Source organism: Lacihabitans lacunae, from assembly GCF_042649125.1.
Taxonomy (GTDB): domain Bacteria; phylum Bacteroidota; class Bacteroidia; order Cytophagales; family Spirosomataceae; genus Leadbetterella; species Leadbetterella lacunae.
The window spans coordinates 332,946-354,332 of sequence record NZ_JBHRYQ010000001.1 but is presented as its reverse complement, the minus strand read 5'-3'; the positions used below and the strand labels follow the sequence as shown (position 1 = coordinate 354,332).

Genomic DNA, 21,387 nt, shown 5'->3' with positions numbered 1-21,387 from the left:
CATGAAAAATATCCTATATACCATCTTATTTTTGGGGTGGTCGAGGTTATGTTTTGCCCAAACCATCCAAAAAGTAGAGTATTTTATTGATACAGACCCTGGATTTGGAAGCGGTATAAACGTACCAATTACAGGTGGCAGTACGGTTTCAGCAAACCTCAGTATTCCACTTTCTATTGGTTTAACATCGGGTTTTCATAAATTTTACATTAGAGCTAAAAATTCAAATGGCGTATGGAGTATGGTAAATGCTCAAAACTTTTTCAAAACCAATGATTTACCTACAATTCAAAATATTGTTGAACTTGAATACTTTATTGATACTGACGCAGGCTATGGGCAAGGAATAAATATACCTATTACTCCTAATACTACGGTAAATCAAGGTTTAAATATCGCATTGCCTTCTGATTTAGCTAATGGTTTTCATAAATTTTTTATCAGAGCAAAAGAAGCTTCAGGAAAGTGGAGTACCGTATTTGCTCAGAGTTTTTTCAAAACCAATGACTTACCTTCAATCCAAAACATTGTAAAACTAGAATACTTTATTGATGTCGATGCGGGATTTGGGAATGGTATCGACATTCCGATAACGCCATCCACATCTGTAACAACACCCTTAAACATTCCCATTCCTGCGAATTTACCCTTGGGCTTTCATAAGTTTTTTATACGAGGAAAAGATGCAAATGGCAAATGGAGTGTGGTGCATGCTCAAAACTTTTATATAACAAATGAACTTTCTAATGTTCAAAACATTACCAAACTTGAGTATTTTATTGGTGCTGACCCAGGATTTGGTCAGGGTACACAAATTGCTATTACCCCAGGCCTTTCAATAAGTGCTGGCAATACACTATTTAATGTTCCAAACTCCATAGGACTTGGCTCTCATCAGCTTACCTTACGTGGACAAGATGCCAATGGCAAATGGAGCATCGTAGCAAACAAGTCTTTTATTAACTGCCCCGGGGTGAGCATTTCAGCTCCAAATGGTTTGCTTTCATGTACAGACCCACTACCCTTGAATGCCCTAAAAACCAATCCGGAACTCAATGGCAGTTTAGCATGGTTTCGTAATGGAATTGCCTTAAACTCCTCCAATTCTTCTATTACGGCATTAGAAAGTGGAAAATACAGCGTAAAGTTATCTACCGCTGAATGCTCAAACATCAGTTCTCCAGAAGTGCAGGTGAATATTGTGGGCGGCACAATCATTAAGCTAAAGTCTTCAAAACCTGAAATGCTTTGCAATGAGAACCTTGTGATTTCTATCGACTCCGCCAATTCAAACTTACCTGTTGGCATTCCTGCACTTTTTTCGTGGTTTCGTGATGGAAACGCACTAACGGTTAATTCGAGTAGTTCAACTCAAAGTACCACTCAACCAGGTGTTTATAAAGCCAAGGTAAACTTTTCTATTTTCTCTAACTCTTGTCTTTCTTTTGATTCAGATAGTATCAGAATTTCTAACCGAAACCTTAGTATGTCCATAAGTCCTCAAACTAGTACCAATAACTTACTGGTTTGTACGGGAAATTCGGTAAACCTGCAGGCAAACGATAATTTTCAGGAAACAATTACTTACAAGTGGTTTAAGAATACTACTTTATTGCCAAGTGAAACTACATCTCAACTAATGGTAAATAATTCGTCAGGACAATATTTGGTTAAAGGAAGTATCGGAGCTTGTGTGGATATACCCTCTGCCGTGCTAAACCTAAGTTACGGTGGAATAGACGTGGGGGTTCCAACCATAAGTGCACAAGAAAATCTGAGCACTACTTTTTGTGGTGGGGACACACTACACCTATCTGCCACAGGTTGTAGCAGTCAAACCATTTGGTGGAATGGCAAAATCGGACCTTCGATTACACATGCTTTAGAAGGAACAAGCTTTATTACAGCAAGATGCTCAGATGGATGTTTAGGGAATACGAGCAATCAATTAGTAGCCAATTCAAATGGATTTAAAGGAAATCCTTCCCCTTTGGAAGCTGCAACATTACCTTTCCCGGCCAATTACAGGTCTTTATCAAAAGTTGATTTCATAAACACCTATGATGGTGCACAGTTGGTAGGAATGAAGTCTCTTTTTGGAGGTGGTAGGCTTTTCTTTGGCTCTTCTAATGGGCCAATTTTTGCTGATAACCTTACTCAAAAAGGCGAAAGTGACTTTTTTATTCGTCAAAGCCTAACCACTAATAGTGGCGGGACCTTTTCCTTTTTTGGAGGTTCTGGAAACGACTGGATGAACGGCTTTATCGAAACCGAGCCTCATACCTATTTGATGTTTGGGTATTCTGATTCTCCGATAAGCGGAGATATTAGCCAAGCAGGATTTGGTTCATTGGATTTTTGGATGATAAAATACAATTACTTCTCTGGCAATAAAGTTTATGACAAACGCTTTGGTGGGACTGGAATAGATATCATTTCGTCTGTTACAAAGACAAGCAACGGTACACTTTTTTTGGCAGGAACCACCACCTCTGGGATTTCCGGAAATAAAACAACAGCCAACTTCGGACAAGAGGATTTTTGGGTTGTAAAAACTGATGCAAACGGTAACAAATTAGCTGAGTTTACCTATGGCGGAAACCAGAAAGACGAGTTAAAAAGTATATCCAAAATTAATGATAACTTATTTCTACTTTTTGGCACATCCAACTCGGGAATAAGCGGGAACAAAACTGTAGCCAATCTGAATAATAGCCAAGACTATTGGGCGATATGGATTGATGCCAACGGAAGCATCCTACATCAAGAAGTTTATGGTGGTAATTCCAACGAAACGGCTATTAAGGCCCTAGTTTTAAAAGATGGAAATATCATATTCTCAGGACATTCGGCTTCGGAAATTTCGGGGGCAAAAAGTCAGAATGCAAGAGGAGAAAATGATTTTTGGGTTATAAAAACTAACGCCAATGGGCAAAAAATTTGGGATAAAACACTCGGTGGTATCAAAGATGAGGTTTTGGTGGCTATGGACAGTACTGTTGAGGGAAACCTAGTATTCTTAGGAAATACCAAAACCATCACTCCTAGTTTTGAACGCCAATCGCCAGGGTTCTCCCATGGCTCGCTGAATGAAATCTTTGTTCAAGATGTATGGCTTATTGAATTGAATCAAAATGGTGATATCATTACAGATTATATACTTGGGAGCTGCGGCTATGATGTTTCAACCCCTTTGTTAGAAACAGAAAGCGGTGATCTCTTCTGCATGCCCACAATTACACGTACCTTCAATTGCTCAATAAATTATCTGGATATAGGCGGAATAAACCAGCGATACCCTGTATTACTAAAGTTAAATAAGGCAATCTTTAAAAACCCGGATGAAAATCAATTCTGCAAAACAGTCTTTGTTCGTGCTAGCACAGCAAGTGTCCATACTGGGATAAACTCATATGGCCCACCTTCTGCCAACCAATACAGCTCCTACGCTAGCCAGCTTGAGTGGTCAAATGGCCAAACTAGTCAATTTTTCAAAACTGTACTTTCTGATAGTATAAAACTAAGCTTTAGGTATTTATTAATGGGAAAAACATGCTTTTCAAGAATCAGCACGGTTCACTTAAAGCGATATGCAGACATTTTAACGCTTTCAGGAGTTGAAGGAAGTGTATTGAATGATTTACCAACAAAACAATTCGCTTATAAATTATTGGAAAGCAATAGATCAGTAATTAATCCGGCAAGCTACACCTCAGAAGGAGGCATAGAACTCCAGCCTGGCTTTGAAATAAAAGCAACTGTCAATAAAACCTTCGAAGCAAAAATAGGCGGCTGCATAAACCCATGAAACCCATGAACAATTATACCCTCATTGTGCTATTCTTATGCCATTTTTCAACATCTGCCCAGTCAAAATTTAACGGTACTTTTGAAAACAAACAGTATGATTTTTTAATGACGGTGGAAAAAAAACTCAAGACTATCAGGTCAAATTACTTTTCCAAGGGGTTTTGTATAGCGGAACAGCCACCGATGTTTTGGGCTACATTAATGGCAATTATGATTTTAATTCTAGGGCGATTAACTTTTCTTTTTCCAAGGTTTTGGGGCAATTTTATTTCACCTCCGAAGGCGTGGATATTCCGATGCTAAAAACCTCAGAGACAATAACGCCACTTAAGGCAAAACCCGTAGCAAAAACTTCAACAAGCACTACTAAAGAATCAATCCCCTGGGCAGAGCGAATAAAAGGAAAAAGACTTTTGTACCTATACACTGGCAATGGCTACTCAGAAAAATGGTTTTTTGACCTTTGCTCTGACGGATCCTACGCCAATGGCGACGACACCTCCTACACCAGCGGAGGAAACTTCAGTGCGGCTACTGCAAATGGCGGATCAGGAACTTGGAAAGTTGTGACAAATGGCAATGTTTTTACGCTCCAGTTAAAAGCAAACAATGGATTAACAAGGGAATTTAGAATAAACAAACGGACTGCTTCAAATGAAATAGACCTAAATGGAAAACGCTATTTTATTACCCAAAATCAGCGATGCAGGTAAGAAAACTTATTTTTTTAACTGAAACCTTTATTCTCATAAAATCAAGCCCTTTACCTAAACCCTACTAACATTAGTAGTACCAGCGAAAAAACCAATTATATAGCTTTGAGAAAATATTCAAAAGCTATGAAAAGAATTATATCTACCCTGTTATTATTATGTTCGCAGCTATATGCATTTGCCCAATTGCCGCCAAATGCTACCTGTGCTTCTCCTGTAGTTTTAACACCCGGCAGTAGCTGCTCCCCCACGGCTGGAAACAGCTCGGGTCTAACCGAAACCACATACGACGGCTGCGACTTTTATAAATACAAGGTTTGGTATAAGTTTACCGCATCCGCTACCACACAGGTAATTCAGGTTTCGAGGGGGACAATCCAAAACATTTTCATTGATATTTTTGAAGAAGACCTAAGCACAGATTGTGAAAACTATAACAGAGTAGGTTTTTGTGAATACAGTACCCACAACGAAGCTGAGGTGCAGTCCGTAAAAAACGGTTTGGTGGTAGGCAAAACTTATTTGATTTCAGTTTCGACCTTATCTACGGATGACTTAGGCACCTTTAATATTTGTGTGTTTACACCCACAACCCCAACCAATGATGATTGTGCAGGTGCTGTCACTTTAACGGTAAACCCGAGTAATGTTCCCTCTGTAAAAACAACAAGTTCTACCTATTTTGCTACCCAAAGCCAAGCGGCATGCAGCGGAAATGCAGACGATGACGTATGGTTCAAGTTTACAGCCACACAGACTTCGCACAGGGTGTATGTACAAGAAACCTCAAATAACTCGTCGGGTGTTATCTTAGAAGTTTTTTCGGGGGTTTGTGGTTCCTTGTTTAGTAAGCAATGCATCACCTCAGGCTTTGGCACTTCAGAAAACGCCTCTGCTAAACTGACTTCACTAACTGTTGGCCAAACCTACTTCATTCGCGTGCATACCTCTGGTTTAAATGATAATACGAATTTTAATATCGGTATAACTTCCAAACCTTTAAATGATAACTGTCCCGAGGCTGTAGCGTTGACCGTGGGTACGGTCGATGGTTTTCAAAACCCTCAAACCGGCAATAGTATAGACGCCACCCTTTCATCAAACGACTGCAATAACTCAACTGCCACAGACGATGACGTTTGGTATACATTTACGGCCACCCAAAAGGTACACCGAATAAAACTGAAAGGTTGGACGAGCAATTTCGGTAGAATTGAGGCTTTCTCTGGCACTTGTAACGCATTAGTTTCTTTGGGTTGTACCGGATTTTCGCTTTCAGGCGATACCACCATCAGCACTTATAATAATTTAATAGCCGGCCAAACCTATTTTTTTAGGGTATATAGTGCCAGTACCACCTCCATACAGTCCTCTTTTTTGGTGACAGTTACTTCTCCAAACATCTCTACTATAGACGATTGTACGGATGCACAGTTAGTTTCAGTTAGCAATAATTCCCAATGCACAAACACCCTTGTCAGCTCAAAATTTGCACTTCCATCTACTATAAGCGGTACCTGCTACGATACAGGAAACGATATTTATTTAAAATTTGTAGCAACTGCAATACAGCATCAGATTAAAATCGCCAGTCAAAATAGCACCTCATTTAATGCCAATTTTTTGAGTGGAACATGCGGCAACTTCCAAACACTAGGCTGCCGATCATCCTTAGATACAAATTCCTTTTTGGGAAACCTCACCATAGGTCAAACCTATTATATCCGAATCATTACTTTCGGCAACACCTCTGATTTTTATAATATTTGTATCACTACGCCTACATTTGTAAGTAATGACGAGTGTGCAGGTGCACAAACTTTAACACCAAAAGGTGACGCCATCACATGCTTTCCAGCACAAGGCAACTTCCAGAATTCTTCTCAATCTTTTTATAAAGATTGCGGAGCTTCGCCTTCATTAAATAGTAACCTATATAAAGACGTTTGGTACAAATTCACCGCCACTGCTGCTTATCAAAGATTTAGAATGGCCAAAACCTCAGGCCAAAATTTCAAATATGAACTCTATGGAGGCACCTGCGGAGCTTTAATTTTTATGGAATGCCCTTCAAGTATCACCACATTTTCTGAAAAAACATTTTCAAACCTCACGCCTGGCCAAACCTATTTTATACGTGTTTACACCAACTCAGACTATAACGTAGAATTCGAACATTGCTTAAAAAAAATAGTGCCCCCTTTAAACGATAATTGCACAGGAGCCACACCTTTGACAGTTTTCGCAACCTGGAATAGCCTAAACAATACAGGTGGAAGCACTCATGACGCAATAACTTCTCCAGGAACAAACACTTGCGGCCAAGCAAATGCATATGCGGTTTATTATTCATTTATAGCCAACAATCCAACTCAAAATATTGCTTTTTCGCAACAAGCAAACAATATAAACCTAAACGGAATGGTAGTGGCGGTTTACTCCGGAGTCTGCGAATCACTTACACCGATAAGCTGCAAATCTGCCGAATTTACAAATGCCAGCGAAAATGTTTTAAAAGTAACAAACCTAAACATTGGCCAAAAGTATATAATAAAAGTATACAGCAGCACTGCTAGTATTGCCAACCAAGGTTTTTTCAATATACAAGTAAACAGCCAAACCTCTCCACCTAGTAACGACGACTGTATGAATGCCGAAACACTCCACATAGCACCGAAAGCAAACCAAATTAGCTATAAAGAAGGCAATACAATACAAGCAACCTCTAGCACTGAAGGGCTAATTTGTACTTCAATTGGCACCGCTGATGACGACATTTGGTATAAATTCACAGCCACCAAATCTCGAATTAGGGTTTTACTTACTTCTAACTATGTTTCTCCTAGCGTTGCCATTTACGGCGGAACTTGCGGCAGTTTAGTGTCAAACAGCTGCCAAAAGACTGACTTATCGAGCGATAGAAAACTTAATAAAGTGATCGAAAATTTGGTGGTAGGTCAAACCTACTTAATCCGAGTTTTTAGTAGTGCGAACTCAGCTACGGTTAGGGGATTCATAAAAATAGGACTCTCTGAAGATACCGATATCCCATTAAATGATATTTGCGACAATGCAATAGCCTTAAATGTGTCCACCACAAACATTCCGAATTTTGTAAATGGAAACACCGAAAACGCAAAAGCAGAAACTGGAACATGCTCTGGAGGGCCCGATGTATTTTATAAATTTACAGCCACAGCCACCTCCCAAAGGATAAACTATGAAGGCTATATTCAGGGAGTAAAAATCTGCTTACTATCAGGCACTTGTGTCAACAAAAGCACATTTGCAAGTATGACGGCCATACATGGCAACGCCATGAGTGCATCTGGTTTGACTGTAGGTGCTCAATATTACATTTCTATTGGAAGTAATAGTGGCGTAGATGCTGTCGGTAATTTCAAAATTGCGGTAAGTACTCCAACGGTGCCACAAAACGATTTATGTTCTAACGCTATTCCGCTCGTGCAAGGCTCATACCATACCACAAACTTAGCTACTGCCGACCAAGCGGACTGTTATTACAAACCTAAATCTGATGTTTGGTTTACCATGACCGCCACACACCCAAAAATGAAAGTGATAGTAGAAAACCTAAATACAAATAGTGCCATAACCGTTTATAGAGGAAACTGCGGAGCACTAACTCAGGTTGCTTGCACGTATGTGGCGGAACTTTTTACCTTAAAAAACAATATTCTAAACCTTTCGGCACTTACAGTCGGAGAAACTTATTTTGTGCGTGTAATAACCACAGGTGAAGCCGGCACTTACCCTAACTTTTATGAAGTACCGCTTGAGTTTAGAATCTATACCGAGCCTAACCCTGAACCAAATGAAAACCCATTGTATGATCTGAGCTGTTTAGGCACTAATTTACTTCCAAATCCGGGATTTGAATATTTTGTAACCTGCCCCACTAACTATATCCCTTCGCCTTCTACCCCAGGTCAATGGTTATCTCCAAATAACTTCTGGAAAATTCCCACTATGGGATCATCTGATTATTTTAACGATTGTGCAGACTTTGATGCTCCAATAGAAAACCCAAGAAACAATACATTTGGAACCCAGAACCCAAGAAACGGAACTGCGAATGGAGGCATTTTTACAGGTGGGCCAAGCGGCTACAGAGAGTATTTGTCCACCCCACTTACTTCTCCTTTGGTTATAGGAAAAAAATATCTGCTGAGTATGTATGTAAGCCGAGCTGATTATTATGCTTATGCTTCAAACAATTTAGGTTTTGGATTAAATATAGAAGAAAAAAGCGTAGTTACTTTAGATACCTTAGTAGTAAACAAAGTCATACTGCCAACGCAAAACAATGTAATTTTTGAATCCGAAAATTGGGTAAACATTTCTGCATCATTTGTGGCAGACCAAGCCTATACACATTTGTTTTTGGGAAATTTTTCTAGTGAAAAAAATACCATAAGTCAAGCTGCTTCAGATATATCAGGAGGCAATAGTGGTGGATACAACAGCAATTACAGCGATAACGCCTACTATTTTATAGATGATGTATTGGTCACCGAAATCCAAAATTCAATAGCTTGTGGTGCCAATGACTGTAACAGCATATTGGTTTTAAGCAGTCCTACAGATGATATTTCAGGCGGCTCGGTCACCAAGAGTTCTAACCTCGAGATAAAAGCCAATATCATAATACAAGGAAACGCGAATACAATTTTTAATTCGGGAAAATCTATATTAATTGACGGCCATCAAGGTGTTTTTGAAGCCAAACAAGGAGTGGTATTTGAAGCGAAAATTGGCGGATGTGGGAACTAATAAAAACAGATTTAGCATGAAATAATATGTCCATAAATATGAGTTTTCTACCCACTAAAGTAATTATCAAACAATTTTATTTGGATTGAATAAACTTTCTTAAAAAAAACAAAGATTGGGATATTTCGGCTGAATCGAGATTATTTTAATAAGTAAAAAAACAGTGATATGCTTTAAATATGAAACTATTTCAAGTAATACAGTAAAAATTTAATCTACATTTTCAGATGTCTACTGATGGTGTCCTTTGGCATTTTTTAATACATTTGTGTACTTGGTTGAAAAACTAAACTGAGTTTCAAATAAAACATTTACTTATTAAAGAATACATATATGGCTGAAGTTATCAAATACACCGAAATGACGAAGGAAGAATTACTTTTGGAACAAAAAAAGCTAAAAACACAGCAAATTTCCACGGCGGTTCTAATTGGTTTTATGGTAGGCGTTATGGCTTATGGCTTTTTCACAAAAGGCTTTGGGTGGGTTTACATTTCTATTTCACTTTTTTTGATTTATATTTTAAGTAAAGGAGGCAAGAAAATCAAACTAATGATTGAGCAAGTAAAAGCTGAAATTGAGAAAAAATCTATTTGAGGTTATAATATATTTAACCATTTGAACTTGATCTAAACAGAAAAACATTGGCTATAAATCCTATCAAATCAATCCCATTACTTTTCATAATTTTATTACTTTTTTCGAAGATTTGTTTTTCTCAGATCGAAACAAAAATAAAATATGTGGGTGCAACAACTACAGAACTCCCAGGTTTAAATATTGGAATTGTTGTAGGTAAAATTGATACTTCATATTATATGCGTTTCCGACTTTATATTCCATCAATGGAGTATAAGGAGGTATACTTATCCAAGAAAAGCTATTTATCAATAGCTTTTAAAAGTGGAAAAGCAATTTATTTGAACCTTGAAAAGGCTAGTTCTTCGATTGTAGAACACAATGAAGTAAACGACTTTATACTTTTTCGGTCTCAAGACGGGTACATTACTTTCCTTACGATACCTGTAAGCAAACAACAATTATTGCAAATATCCAAAGAACCGTTTGAGTCTATTTCATTACCTTATTTTGAAAATCCAACCAAATCTGATGAGCTAATATTTTCGAGGCCACCGTTATTTCGAGGCAAGAGTTTTTTACAGGATGACATTAGCTATATATTGAGCATATAACCTTGTTTGATAAAACTTTGTGAAGATTATATTACTCCTCTTTCAATTCAAAAAAGAATTAAAATTTGTTATAACAAGGCAAAGAAAACACTAAGTAATCTCTTAGAGGTTTTATTACCACCCTTCAGAAATTCATAAATTTTAGATATTGCTGAAATTTAAAAACTACACAGAATTTCGCCTTACAAGAATCCTAGAAATCTCAGATGCTTTTATTAAAAACTTTACTTTTAAGAAAGAAGAAATCAATTTCGAACAAACCCAAGAACTTACTTTACAGGTAAGCGTTCACCAACCGCTACCGAACAATCATGACCGGGCTGGCCGTGTGCTGGATTTATCTTTACGTTGGGGTCAAGTTTTGGTTCTGAGCTCAATCCTGAAAAATCAACAGCCTTAGTTTCTACAGGCGAAGAAACTGCCACGGGCATTTCGGTTGCTGGGGCTGCTTTTGCTGCCACACTACCTTTCAGTGGAGAACCAACAGGTATTCCACAATCATGGCCGGGCTGTCCATGGGCAGGATTTAAGCGAGCAGTACTAGTAGCAGCTTGAGCAGTATTTAAAGAAGCTCCAGGAGTAGCAAATGAAAGTGTAGGCTTCAATGATTCTGGAATTGGAACATCCGTAGGTCCTACGGGAGTTGACTCAGGAATTGAAGACAATGGCGGATATTCAGACGCTTCATTTGCTTCAGAACTTGGAGAAGGATTGTCAATTACAGTGGATTGTTCGGTGGTTTGTTCAGAATTACATGCAAGCAATCCAAAAAACATAAAACCGATGGCCAAAAACGTTCTCTTAATATTATTCATAACTATAAATTTGATGTTCTATACACAACTATACAATAATATAGCCAAATTTCTCAAATATCAAATTTAGAGCTAGTTTTAAAACCCACAAAGCAAAATTCTAGGTGCAAATTTGCTAAATTTTATTTCTACATTTTAACCAAAAAGAAAATGAATTTATGTGTACTGAATCCGGAAATATTTTAATAATGAGAAAATGCGGAGTTTATTATAAAACTGAAGAACGCCTATTTAAACTCCCCAATATGCCACAAAATACCAGCGGGATCATGCACAAAAAACTCATTGCCCCATACATCAAACCGTATTTCAGAAACTCTGACACCTTCAAATTGCTGTTCTAAATCCAAGGATTTAATATGTTCCTGTACTTTTTCTAAGTTTTCTACCTCCCAAAAAAGCATGGTATTGTCTATCCAGTCTTTGACGTAGGCGTCTTGTAAGTAAAAACTACGGTTTTCATTGATTTTGAAAAGGCTCATTTTGGGCTCAATCACTATTTCTTCAAAACCCATGGCTTTGTAAAACCCTCGCGAAACATTGAAGTCTCTACATCCCAAAAACGGAATAAGAGATTTAAATTTAATTTCCATTTTGTTTTATTTCTATTTTCAAAAGTAGAATTTTTTATAGCTTTTAGTTCTTTTCTTTTAATTTTAAATCTTTTTTGTACTCTTCCACATCCCAAGCAATATGCCATGTCTTAACGTAACTAGCAATCGGCTCCATTTTCATCTCTACCCTTCTTTTATCCACATTATCAGGATCTTCTAAAGGTTGAACAAAATACGTATTTGTTTTCGGGTCACGGCCAATTTGTGTACCGTACAGTTGCTTTTTTCCTGAAGCCAATAAAACCCTGTCTTCAAGTAAAGCTAAACTTTGTAAATCTGCATTCCCATTTTTAGTAGCTTCTCTCAGCATCGGCAAGTATTTAACTTGTTTTTCTAAATTAGCATGTTGAATCACCAAAAACAAGGTAGTATTCGCTTCAGAACCAATTTTATTACTGCCAACCCAACCGTATTTATCTAATATTTCCTTTACAATTATAAAGTTCTTTTCATCTTGCTGGGATATTTCTTCCCAAAAGTCTTTCATTTCTTTAGAATCCCAACCATATTTAGCTGCAACGTCATTTATTTTAAGCCTATTCTCTTGGTCCTTTATGTGTACCTCATGCAGTTTTTCAGTAATTTCTTTTCTTACTTCATAACTAATTTCACTTTCAGATTGAGCTTTTGAATGAAAAGAAAAAAAGGAAAGTGTGATAAAAAACAAAATGATTTTCATAAAAAATAAAGTTGAGTTGAATTTTTTGAAAATTAAATATCCTTATAAAAATAGAATTTCATTTCAATTTTAGCAAAAAAAAGACATAAAAAAAGCCGACAAATGCCGGCTTTAATATAAAAGGAAAAACTCTTAAAAGTTCTTAGCCAAGAAAGTGTTGAATTCCTCCTTCATTTCTTTAAATAACTTAGCGAACGTTTCTACACGGTCACGAAGTGATACATTGTCTTCTACTTTTCTATGGTCTACAGCCACAGGATTATCCACTACATTTTCTACCAAAAGCTCCTCTTCTGCGTTGATAGCATGGTTTAGGATATCAATCTCATTTTTTTGAATGATGAATTGATTCTGATATTTTTCTACTTCTTGTTTTACCTCGGTAGCTGTATTTTTTGAACTTACTTCTTCAAGTTGCTTTCTTAAAAAAGCAAGATCTTCTGTGTAAAATTCTAAATCTTTCGTCCATTTTACATGGTCCTGATGCTCTTCTGTGATGTATTTTTCTTCGTTTTTCATATTCTTAAAATTTATGATACAAATGTCAATTTTCTACTTGAAACCTTTTATGAGTTGCATCACATGTTGTACTGTTTCAGAACAGATTTCGTGAGCTTCTTTTATACAAAAACAAAATCAAGGTTAACCTGCCTTTATGATTAGATGGGCACATAAAAATGGCTCGTTTTTTGCATAAATATTGTTTTTTAAAAGAGCTTTCCCAGCATGAAATATAACATCAAACTCGTCTGGCTTTTGGCCAGCGTTTTATCTATATTATTAATTAATGGTTGTTCTAAAAACACCATAGAAGTCCCTATTCCAATCCCTGAGGTTTCCTACAGGGGAATATATATCGATGGGTTTAATAATTTCTTAGGCGATACAGCCACAGAAAATACGGCTCTAGCCTGGTGCCAAAAACAAGGGTTCAAAAACCTGAGTCTGTATGGACTTTATATTGTCACAAACCGCAGAGGTAAATATGAGTCTTTGGCGAACTTCATAAAAAAAGCCAAGACCACCTATGGCATGTCGTCTGTTTCGGCGGTTCATAGTACGGAGGCCGGCTTTTCATATTCGCGTTCATATAATTTTTCTCGATATATTCCAGAAGAAAAATTCGATGCTTTTACGATAGAAAACGAGTGGTGGCTAAGCAACCCCGAGTGCGATTTTGAATGTACCAAAAGCATGATAGACCACCTCAACAACCCCACAAACCCGGAAGACAAACTACCCAATGAAGTGTATATAGGCTGGTTTAATAGCAAATTGGGCACTGCCGAACCTGAGTTTTTGGTAAATAACATGAACCGAATTTTGGTGCATTGCTACACAGATGCTCCGAGGTTTTCATATACCGAAGAAAGACTTACTCAAATGGCTACAGCCGCAAAAAAACTAGGCAAAAAGCCCGAAATTGTCATGCTTTTTAGTGCCGAAACAGATTTTATGCATGCCTATTTTGAGAAAAATAAAACTTTTGAAATAGCCTACCAAGAGTTTATGCAGCAACTCATTCAGAAAAGCCCCAGCCTATTGAATGACCTAAGCTTTGTGGGCTATAAAATATTCGCCTACACAAATGCACAGTCGGCAATTAAATAGTATTAGCTTAAAACAAGTTGTATGCATTTTATGCAAAAAATCAAAACTGCATCAAGTTAAAATAGTCTGATTTTATCCAATATTGGTAAATATTAAAAGTAATTTGTACTCTTAATAAAAATACCTTAAACTTACTCCACTATCAGGTTTTGATTACGTTATAACAAAACTGGAAATTCAACTAAAAATAAAAACATGAAAAAGTTTATCACAAACTCATTTCGTCTAAAGGCTTTTGCCCTTTCTACTTTTTTGGGAATTTGTACGCTTACTGGTATAGCACAAAACCAATCGGAATATTCGCAAAATAATATTTCTAAGGAAAATAAAAAGAGCCTAAAATCTCCCAAAAAATCAAATAAAATAGTGAAGCTAATGAGCGATGGAGGCTGGTGTTGGTACCAAGACCCTCGTGCGGTAATTAGCAAAGGAAAACTAATTATAGCAGGACTGAGCGGTGTAAGTGGCGATGTAAGGATTGGCGTATATGACTTAAAAAATGAAAAGATGCTGGGAGAGCATACCCTTCACAAAGATTTTGAAAGAGACGACCACAACGTGCCGGCACTGCATGTACGCTCCGATGGAAGCATATTGGCGGTTTGGGCCAAACACTCGGTAGAGAAAAAACACTATTACAGTATTTCAGACCCAAATGATTATTTAAAATGGGGCGAAACTAAGACATTCACCCATGACTATGAAGGCAAACAAGGGGTAACTTACATGAACCTTTTGACCATAAAAAATGAAGGCCTTTTATATAATATTTTCAGAGATGGTTTAAACTATAACCCCACATTTATAACGTCCACAGACGAAGGAGCGACATGGAAAAATAGAACCCATTTCATAGCAAATGACGTTTCTGGTTTCCAGAGACCATATGCCAGGTATTTCCAAAAAGACGAAAATACAATCGGTATTTCATACTCAGACGCCCACCCTAGAGACTATGGCAACAGTCTATACTACGTAGAATATCACGACGGAGGCTTTTATACAGTTTCAGGCAAAAAAATAAAAGATCTATCTGAAGGCCCACTAAAAACAAAAGAAGGCGAAAAGATATACATCGGTAGCGAAACGAAAGTAAAACCAAAAGGTGCAGACAGCGTGCCAAATAGTGCCTGGACAAGCACCATGTCGACCGACAAAAAAGGAAATCCCGTGATAGGATACACCGTAACCATAAACGACCATGACCACAGATATAGAATGGCCAAATGGAACGGCAAAAAATGGATAGACCGAGAGGTAGCTTATGCTGGAGATGGCCTTTACCCTGCAGAAAGTAGTTATATAGGGCTGATAACCTTAGACCCCACAAATCCAAAAAGAGCATTTATAGCCACCGAAGTAAACCCAAAAACTGGTGAACCATTTGCAAAAAACAATGAGATTTATACGGCCAAAATAAAAAATGGTGCTGACATAAAAAACATAAAATGGAAACCAATAACGGCAAACTCAAACCACAAAAACCTAAGACCAATGGTGGTAGCAGGTGAAGGATATAAAGTAGTCATGTGGCTAAATGGGCCATGGGCCACCTACAAAGATTACGACTCCAATGTGATGGGCATAGTATTAGAAAAGCCGTAAAAAAACAGAAGATATAAATGCCGCCCCGATGGGGCTCCTAACACATACCGACTCACGTTTTTTACAAAAATATCGGCCCGATGGGCCTTTTCTAACCCACTTATCTAAATTTAGCATTAGCACCAGAGGTGCTATATCTTAATAATAAGTCAAATAGTATGTAAAACAAAAGCCCTATCGGGGCGATATATTAACAACATAACAAAACCTCTCAAAAAAACAGCCCCAGCGGGGCGATACATTAATAACTAACAGCGAAACCTACCTACGTACACCCAGCACCATAGGTACGGCATTATGGTAATACCATAAGCTTAAAAGGAAAAGTACAAGCCCCAGCGGGACGACATTTTAAAACTCCCCTCCCACAGAATACTAAAAAGTGACCTTTAGACGAAACACTTTAGACATTTGCACACCATCCAGTTTCCAGTCAAACTATATTTATTCGCCATTTTTTAGATTAAAGAATTACTTTTGTGCCCAAAGCACTTACAAATACAAAATGAACTACAAAGAAATAATCGAGGACATTCACAAAACAGTGAAATCGGGAGAAAATGATGGTGCTTTGGCGTCATATATTCCTGAACTGGCCAACGTTGATGTCAACAAATTAGGTATTCATATTTCCACCGTTGAGGGCTTTGGGTTTGGTACAGGCGATCACCTCGAGAAATTTTCTATTCAGAGTATTGTAAAAGTGCTTTCGCTTAGTTTAGCATTTAAGATCGTGGGAGAAGATATTTGGAAGCGGCTGGATGTGGAGCCTTCGGGCACGGCCTTTAACTCGCTTTCACAACTTGAGCTCGACAACGGAATTCCTCGAAATCCTTTCGTAAATGCGGGTGCATTGGTTATTTGTGATATATTGATTAGTAATTTATCAAACCCCAAAGAAGAGTTTTTACGTTTCTGCCAAAACATCGCCAACAACCAAGAACTTAAATATTCGGATAAAATCACCACCTCCGAAAAGTCTGTCGGATATCGAAATATTGCCCTTTGTAATTTCATAAAATCGTACGGAAATATCCTCAACGACACCGACATTGTCCTTGATTTTTATTTTACTATTTGTTCATTAGAGATGAGCTGTCAAGAACTTTCTCGGATTTTCTTATTTTTGGCAGACAATAACTTTAAAGGAGCAGACGGAAGTCAAATATTAACACTCAGTGAAGCCAAAAGAATAAACGCAGTTATGCTAACTTGTGGTTTCTATGACGAATCGGGCGAGTTTGCTTACCGAGTAGGTTTGCCGGGCAAAAGTGGCGTCGGTGGCGGCATTATAGCCATTCATCCGGGCAAATACTGCATAGCGGTGTGGAGCCCAAGACTAAACTACAAAGGCAACTCTTACCGCGGCATGAAATTCTTAGAAAAATTTACCACTAAAACCGAGTCCTCGATTTTTTAGAAAAAAAATAATTTGACACCATGAATCCAGCTAATGAAAACTTCTATCTCTCAAAAACTGAACCAAACAAAAGCTGCTTATTGGCACTTCGGAGCATAATATTGCGACTGTCGCCAGACATAACAGAAACCGTCAAATACGGAATGCCATGTTTTTGTTACAAAAAGAAGATGTTTTGCTATTTGTGGACCGACAAAAAAACCGCTGAGCCTTATATTTTGATGGTAGAAGGAATGCTCCTCTCCCACCCCAAATTAGAAGCCGGAAGCCGAGCCCGAATGAAAATTCTTAGTGTAAACCCAAACCAAGATTTGGATATTGATACGATAAAGGAAGTTTTACAAGAAGGCTTAACACTTTACAGAAACGGCACTATCCAAGTCAAATAAATCCCTTATTTCTTTCCAAAAATATCGCTCTCCAGTTTCGCATCTAAGCCATATATATCTTTTCTGAAATTCAGTTGCCCGGTATTGTCAACCCATGATGTAAAATACGCAATATACACCGGCAGCGTAGGCTTTACATTAACTTGGGTTTCTGTGTTAGTTTTCAGCACTTCGTCCATTCGCTCTTCTGACCAACTATCGTCGTTTCTGAGTACAAACTTCGCCAATGTCTTAGGGTCTTTTACCCGAATACACCCGTGACTAAACGCCCGCGTATTTGATTCAAAAAGGCCTTTTGAAGGCGTATCGTGCAGATAAATAGAATATTGATTGGGAAACAAAAACTTGATTTGCCCCAAGGCATTGTTTCTGCCTGGCTTTTGTCTGTAGTAGCCATTTACCACCTCCATGTTGTTGCGAGACAAGTAATTTGGGTCGCGTCTAATCTTCGGCAAAATCTCATTTTGAACGATGCTATTCGGAATTCCCCAATACGGATTAAACACCACTTGCGATATATTCCCTTTAAATATTGTGGTTTTGTGTACCTCCTTGCCCACCACCACATTGGTGACCCACACTTGCTTGTTATTCTCAAAAACATGCAGCCTAAACTCCGGGATATTCACCAACAGATAATCGCTTTCTACTTCCACAGGCACCCATCTGAGACGCTCAAGGTTTACCATCATTTGTCTAATCCGCTCATCTATCGGTTTGTTTAGTTCGGCTAGTGTATTCTTGTCTAATTTGCCATTTTCTACCAAGCCCATGCGGTGCTGATAGCTCTTTATTCCTGCCAACAAACTCTCATTTACTACAGGCGAATCATCCGAAAAACGGAGGTCGTTCACTAAATACAAAAGCTTCTTAAGAGAGACAATTCCAGGGAGTGAATCGCCCAATGAAAGCGAACCAGAAAGATTTTCGACCTTCGGCAAGCCGCCTGCTTTCTGTATGGTTCTATATTGTTTTAGTTTGGCTTTCAGAGCCGTGTAATATCTATTTACTGGTTCTTGCTGAGCTAAATCTTTCGAGTTTGTCACCAAAGAGTCAAGCAGGGTTTGGTAGTTTTTCTTTTTACGGGGAATAAACCATTCTAGGTCAAGCGTATTTTCGACTGTGCCACCAAAGGCTTTTTGAGAATACACAAAAAATGTACTCGTGAGCCAAAGCTCCAGTCGCTCGGCTTGGGTTTTGTCTTTTAAAAACTTCTTGGGGTTTTGTTGGGCAATCGTCAGCAGGCTATCAAAATGTGCATTTTTGAGGCTATTGTCATCAAATTCAAATTCGTAGTTATGCAGTTGGGCCAAAAATATATCGACGGAGCTATTTAAGTCCTGGGAGTTTAGCCAAGCAAATTGATAGTTTCTACGGGCATAAAACTCGCTTACTTGCACCTTGGCCGAGTCTGATATTTGGTGCGAATTTAAGAAGTTGACAACCACATTGCTATCCAAAAATATATCGGTGTAGTTTTCGGTGGTGTAAAGCGTGGAGTCTGGTAAAATACCGATTTGAGCTCTTCGACTGTTGTAGCTCGAAAAAGACCAAAAGGCTATAATGCCTACAACGGCAATAACCACAGCCCCTGCGGCCCATTTTTTACGCTCCGTGAATGTAGAGTAAACTTCCATCTGCTAGTACAGGTATTACCTGCGGTATTATGTCAGTTGGCAATGCCGGGCATCCGTAGCTGCGGCCAAGCCTTCCGTGTTGTTTAATAAATGACTCACTTACATAGGTAGCTCCATGAATAATAATTTCTCTGCGGCGGGCATTATCGTTTAGGCCTTTTTCTAAGCCATGAAGCAGAAGTGCTGCACCATGTTTGGGGCTATTTATTTGACTCCCAACCTTGTAAAAACCCAAACTGCTCTGATGCGACTCCATCACGTTAGAAAACTTTCGTGCCATGTTGTCGCCCGAGTTTTTGCCATGTGCCACCCACGTAGCCACCAATAATTTCTTCTGTTCCAAATCTATAACAAAAAAACGTTTTTCGGTAGAAGGAAGCGAAAAGTCTACGATGGTAACCACCGGCTTTTCAGGTTTATATTTCTCAATGCCAGCCATAGCCTCCTCAAAAACGGCATCACTGACAATACCCGAAAGGCCACAAGACTCATACAAAGATGATTCTTTTACAGCAACAACAACAGGTTTGGAGGTGGTTTTGGGAGGAAAAATAATGCTTAAGCTAAGAAAAAAAGGAATGATTTTAAATATGGCTAACATAAACTTTAGGTTTGTGATTGAAGCGACACTTCTGATATAACACGCTTACTAGGCAAATCATTGCAGATGGCTTGGGTTTTCTTTTGTGTAAATACTAAAATTGGAGTTTAATTTGTAGTAACGAAAAGAATATAAATAGCAAGCGATTTCAATGCACTTATCTTTCAAGTTACAAGAAAGTTGAAACGAGCTTTAATCCTTGATGCTAATACTATCACGCCTAATATATATATATTGTAACCTGGCGTATTTATTTCATTCCGATAAAACATTTTCCAATTTCTGACAATAGTTGTTTTAACTCGTTAGCAAAAATATACTTTATATTCTTGTCATGATCAAGAAGGCTAATATTATCGTCTCTTTTTGCTTTAGTGATAATTACTATTTTTTCAATCAATTTTAAGTTCTCACTATCCCAGTAATTGTCAGCCTTATTTATTTGAGAAACAACTTCTTTAGCTACAAAACCTTCGTAATCCTTAACTTGTATAGCAATTGCATAACCATAATTTGAAAGAATACTTGGAATTTTAATCAAAATGTCTGTACCGTGATTTTTTTCTTCCATTCCACCAACTCGTTCAACTTGGTAAAATGGAAACATTTGTTTCAGTCCATAAACTAATGCAAATTCCCACTCTTCTCTTGTAAATTGTTCTGTTAATTTTTCATATAATTTATTTGAAAATAATCTTTCGTCAAAAACGTCATTAAACACAGTTCCAATTGAACTTTCTAATCTACTGTTGTAATCTTGTCTTTTTGAAAGTTCTGTTACTTGCAAGTTCAGCAATAAATCGACATCTTTTGAATAATGATTAATGTTCCAAAATCTTGAAGGATTTTTCAATGTCGAACGTAAGCTTCCTGTAACATTCTCATTGTTCCTTGTAAATTTTTTTAGATATTTTGCTGGGAAAATGTGTCCGTAATCCCCAAGTTTTTTGTCTATTTCAAAAAAATATCCTTTGTTCCAGTCTTCGGTTGCCTCTACCAAAGCAACTTCACCCCAATTCGGTAATTGAGGAATTAAGAGAATGTCACCTTTTTTAACGCTGTTAAACATTGGCTTGTTTCGTCCAGCACCTTCGTCTAACTTAAAGTCTCTTAAATCTTGGGATTCATCCCAACCCCAACCTTGTCTTAATCGTCCCTCGTTTAGTTCGTTGGTGAAAAAATCAATTTTGCTTGTGTCAATTCTATAACACCAATAATTTCTTTTACTCATTTTAATTTTTTTATATATTTATGTGATTAGTATTTCAAACTGTGTAGTTGTTTTCTATACGTTGTCGATTTCTAAACATTGTAAGTTACTATTGGCTTTAATAACTATCTTTTTTTTAAGAAACTCTCACGAACTTATATAATTTAAACAACACATTAAATTAAAACTTAAAAATAAATACCCCCTTAATCACTAGATTATATGTTTATTTTGAAAAAAATAGTGCATTTAAGTTTTAATAATTTAAAAGTTGTTCATTGATTTTCCCTTCTATT

The 21,387-nt window shown here is 37.6% G+C and carries 16 protein-coding genes; 9 read left to right on the top strand and 7 right to left on the bottom strand.

The genetic code is table 11. The features are described from left to right. Position 1 precedes the first annotated feature (1 nt). From ACFOOI_RS01325 to ACFOOI_RS01305, 5 genes are all read left to right on the top strand, one after another. Positions 2-3,808 (top strand): hypothetical protein, encoded by a 3,807-nt coding sequence (locus ACFOOI_RS01325; RefSeq protein ID WP_379834115.1) that lies wholly within the window; start codon positions 2-4, stop codon positions 3,806-3,808. 163 nt (positions 3,809-3,971) lie between these two features. Further along, positions 3,972-4,523 carry a hypothetical protein gene (locus ACFOOI_RS01320; RefSeq protein WP_379834113.1) on the top strand — a complete coding sequence of 184 codons (552 nt, stop codon included), beginning with the start codon at positions 3,972-3,974 and terminating at the stop codon, positions 4,521-4,523. A gap of 126 nt (positions 4,524-4,649) precedes the next feature. Further along, the gene (locus tag ACFOOI_RS01315; RefSeq protein ID WP_379834111.1) at positions 4,650-9,317 is read left to right on the top strand and encodes a 3-coathanger stack domain-containing protein; all 4,668 of its coding nucleotides are present in this window, start codon (positions 4,650-4,652) and stop codon (positions 9,315-9,317) included. Between the two features lie 333 nt (positions 9,318-9,650). Further along, on the top strand, positions 9,651-9,914 hold the full coding sequence (locus ACFOOI_RS01310) for a hypothetical protein (RefSeq protein WP_379834109.1): 264 nt from the start codon (positions 9,651-9,653) through the stop codon (positions 9,912-9,914). A gap of 47 nt (positions 9,915-9,961) precedes the next feature. Further along, on the top strand, positions 9,962-10,510 hold the full coding sequence (locus ACFOOI_RS01305) for a hypothetical protein (RefSeq protein ID WP_379834107.1): 549 nt from the start codon (positions 9,962-9,964) through the stop codon (positions 10,508-10,510). A 269-nt stretch (positions 10,511-10,779) separates the two neighbouring features. Here the strand turns inward: ACFOOI_RS01305 and ACFOOI_RS01300 are convergent, their stop codons facing one another. The 4 genes from ACFOOI_RS01300 to ACFOOI_RS01285 all read right to left on the bottom strand — a co-directional run bounded on the left by ACFOOI_RS01300 (position 10,780) and on the right by ACFOOI_RS01285 (position 13,137). Continuing rightward, on the bottom strand, positions 10,780-11,325 hold the full coding sequence (locus ACFOOI_RS01300; protein ID WP_379834105.1) for a hypothetical protein: 546 nt from the start codon (positions 11,323-11,325) through the stop codon (positions 10,780-10,782). Positions 11,326-11,552: 227 nt separating this feature from the next. Further along, positions 11,553-11,918 (bottom strand): glyoxalase, encoded by a 366-nt coding sequence (locus ACFOOI_RS01295; protein ID WP_379834103.1) that lies wholly within the window; start codon positions 11,916-11,918, stop codon positions 11,553-11,555. Positions 11,919-11,961: 43 nt separating this feature from the next. Then, entirely contained in the window at positions 11,962-12,618 is a 657-nt protein-coding gene (locus tag ACFOOI_RS01290; protein WP_379834101.1) for a DUF6624 domain-containing protein, read from the bottom strand. Between the two features lie 132 nt (positions 12,619-12,750). Then, on the bottom strand, positions 12,751-13,137 hold the full coding sequence (locus ACFOOI_RS01285) for a hypothetical protein (protein ID WP_379834099.1): 387 nt from the start codon (positions 13,135-13,137) through the stop codon (positions 12,751-12,753). 207 nt (positions 13,138-13,344) lie between these two features. Here ACFOOI_RS01285 and ACFOOI_RS01280 point away from each other — a divergent pair, with 207 nt between their 5' ends. The 4 genes from ACFOOI_RS01280 (at position 13,345) to ACFOOI_RS01265 (ending at position 17,643) form a co-directional block, all read left to right on the top strand. After that, positions 13,345-14,229: a hypothetical protein gene (locus ACFOOI_RS01280; protein WP_379834096.1), complete on the top strand. Its 885-nt coding sequence runs from the start codon at positions 13,345-13,347 to the stop codon at positions 14,227-14,229. 195 nt (positions 14,230-14,424) lie between these two features. Next, entirely contained in the window at positions 14,425-15,834 is a 1,410-nt protein-coding gene (locus ACFOOI_RS01275) for a BNR-4 repeat-containing protein (protein WP_379834094.1), read from the top strand. A gap of 505 nt (positions 15,835-16,339) precedes the next feature. After that, the gene (locus ACFOOI_RS01270; RefSeq protein WP_379834092.1) at positions 16,340-17,254 is read left to right on the top strand and encodes a glutaminase; all 915 of its coding nucleotides are present in this window, start codon (positions 16,340-16,342) and stop codon (positions 17,252-17,254) included. Between the two features lie 20 nt (positions 17,255-17,274). Then, the gene (locus tag ACFOOI_RS01265) at positions 17,275-17,643 is read left to right on the top strand and encodes a DUF1801 domain-containing protein (RefSeq protein WP_379834090.1); all 369 of its coding nucleotides are present in this window, start codon (positions 17,275-17,277) and stop codon (positions 17,641-17,643) included. Positions 17,644-17,648: 5 nt separating this feature from the next. On the opposite strand, the gene ACFOOI_RS01260 is transcribed toward ACFOOI_RS01265, so the two are convergent. The 3 genes from ACFOOI_RS01260 to ACFOOI_RS01250 all read right to left on the bottom strand — a co-directional run bounded on the left by ACFOOI_RS01260 (position 17,649) and on the right by ACFOOI_RS01250 (position 21,112). Next, complete coding sequence (locus ACFOOI_RS01260; protein ID WP_379834088.1) at positions 17,649-19,280, bottom strand: L,D-transpeptidase family protein; 1,632 nt, start codon at positions 19,278-19,280, stop codon at positions 17,649-17,651. Then, on the bottom strand, positions 19,249-19,881 hold the full coding sequence (locus tag ACFOOI_RS01255; protein WP_379834086.1) for a murein L,D-transpeptidase catalytic domain family protein: 633 nt from the start codon (positions 19,879-19,881) through the stop codon (positions 19,249-19,251). The genes ACFOOI_RS01260 and ACFOOI_RS01255 overlap by 32 nt, the downstream gene beginning before the upstream one ends. Positions 19,882-20,131: 250 nt before the next feature. Beyond that, positions 20,132-21,112: a hypothetical protein gene (locus ACFOOI_RS01250; RefSeq protein WP_379834084.1), complete on the bottom strand. Its 981-nt coding sequence runs from the start codon at positions 21,110-21,112 to the stop codon at positions 20,132-20,134. Between the last annotated feature and the right edge of the window lie 275 nt (positions 21,113-21,387).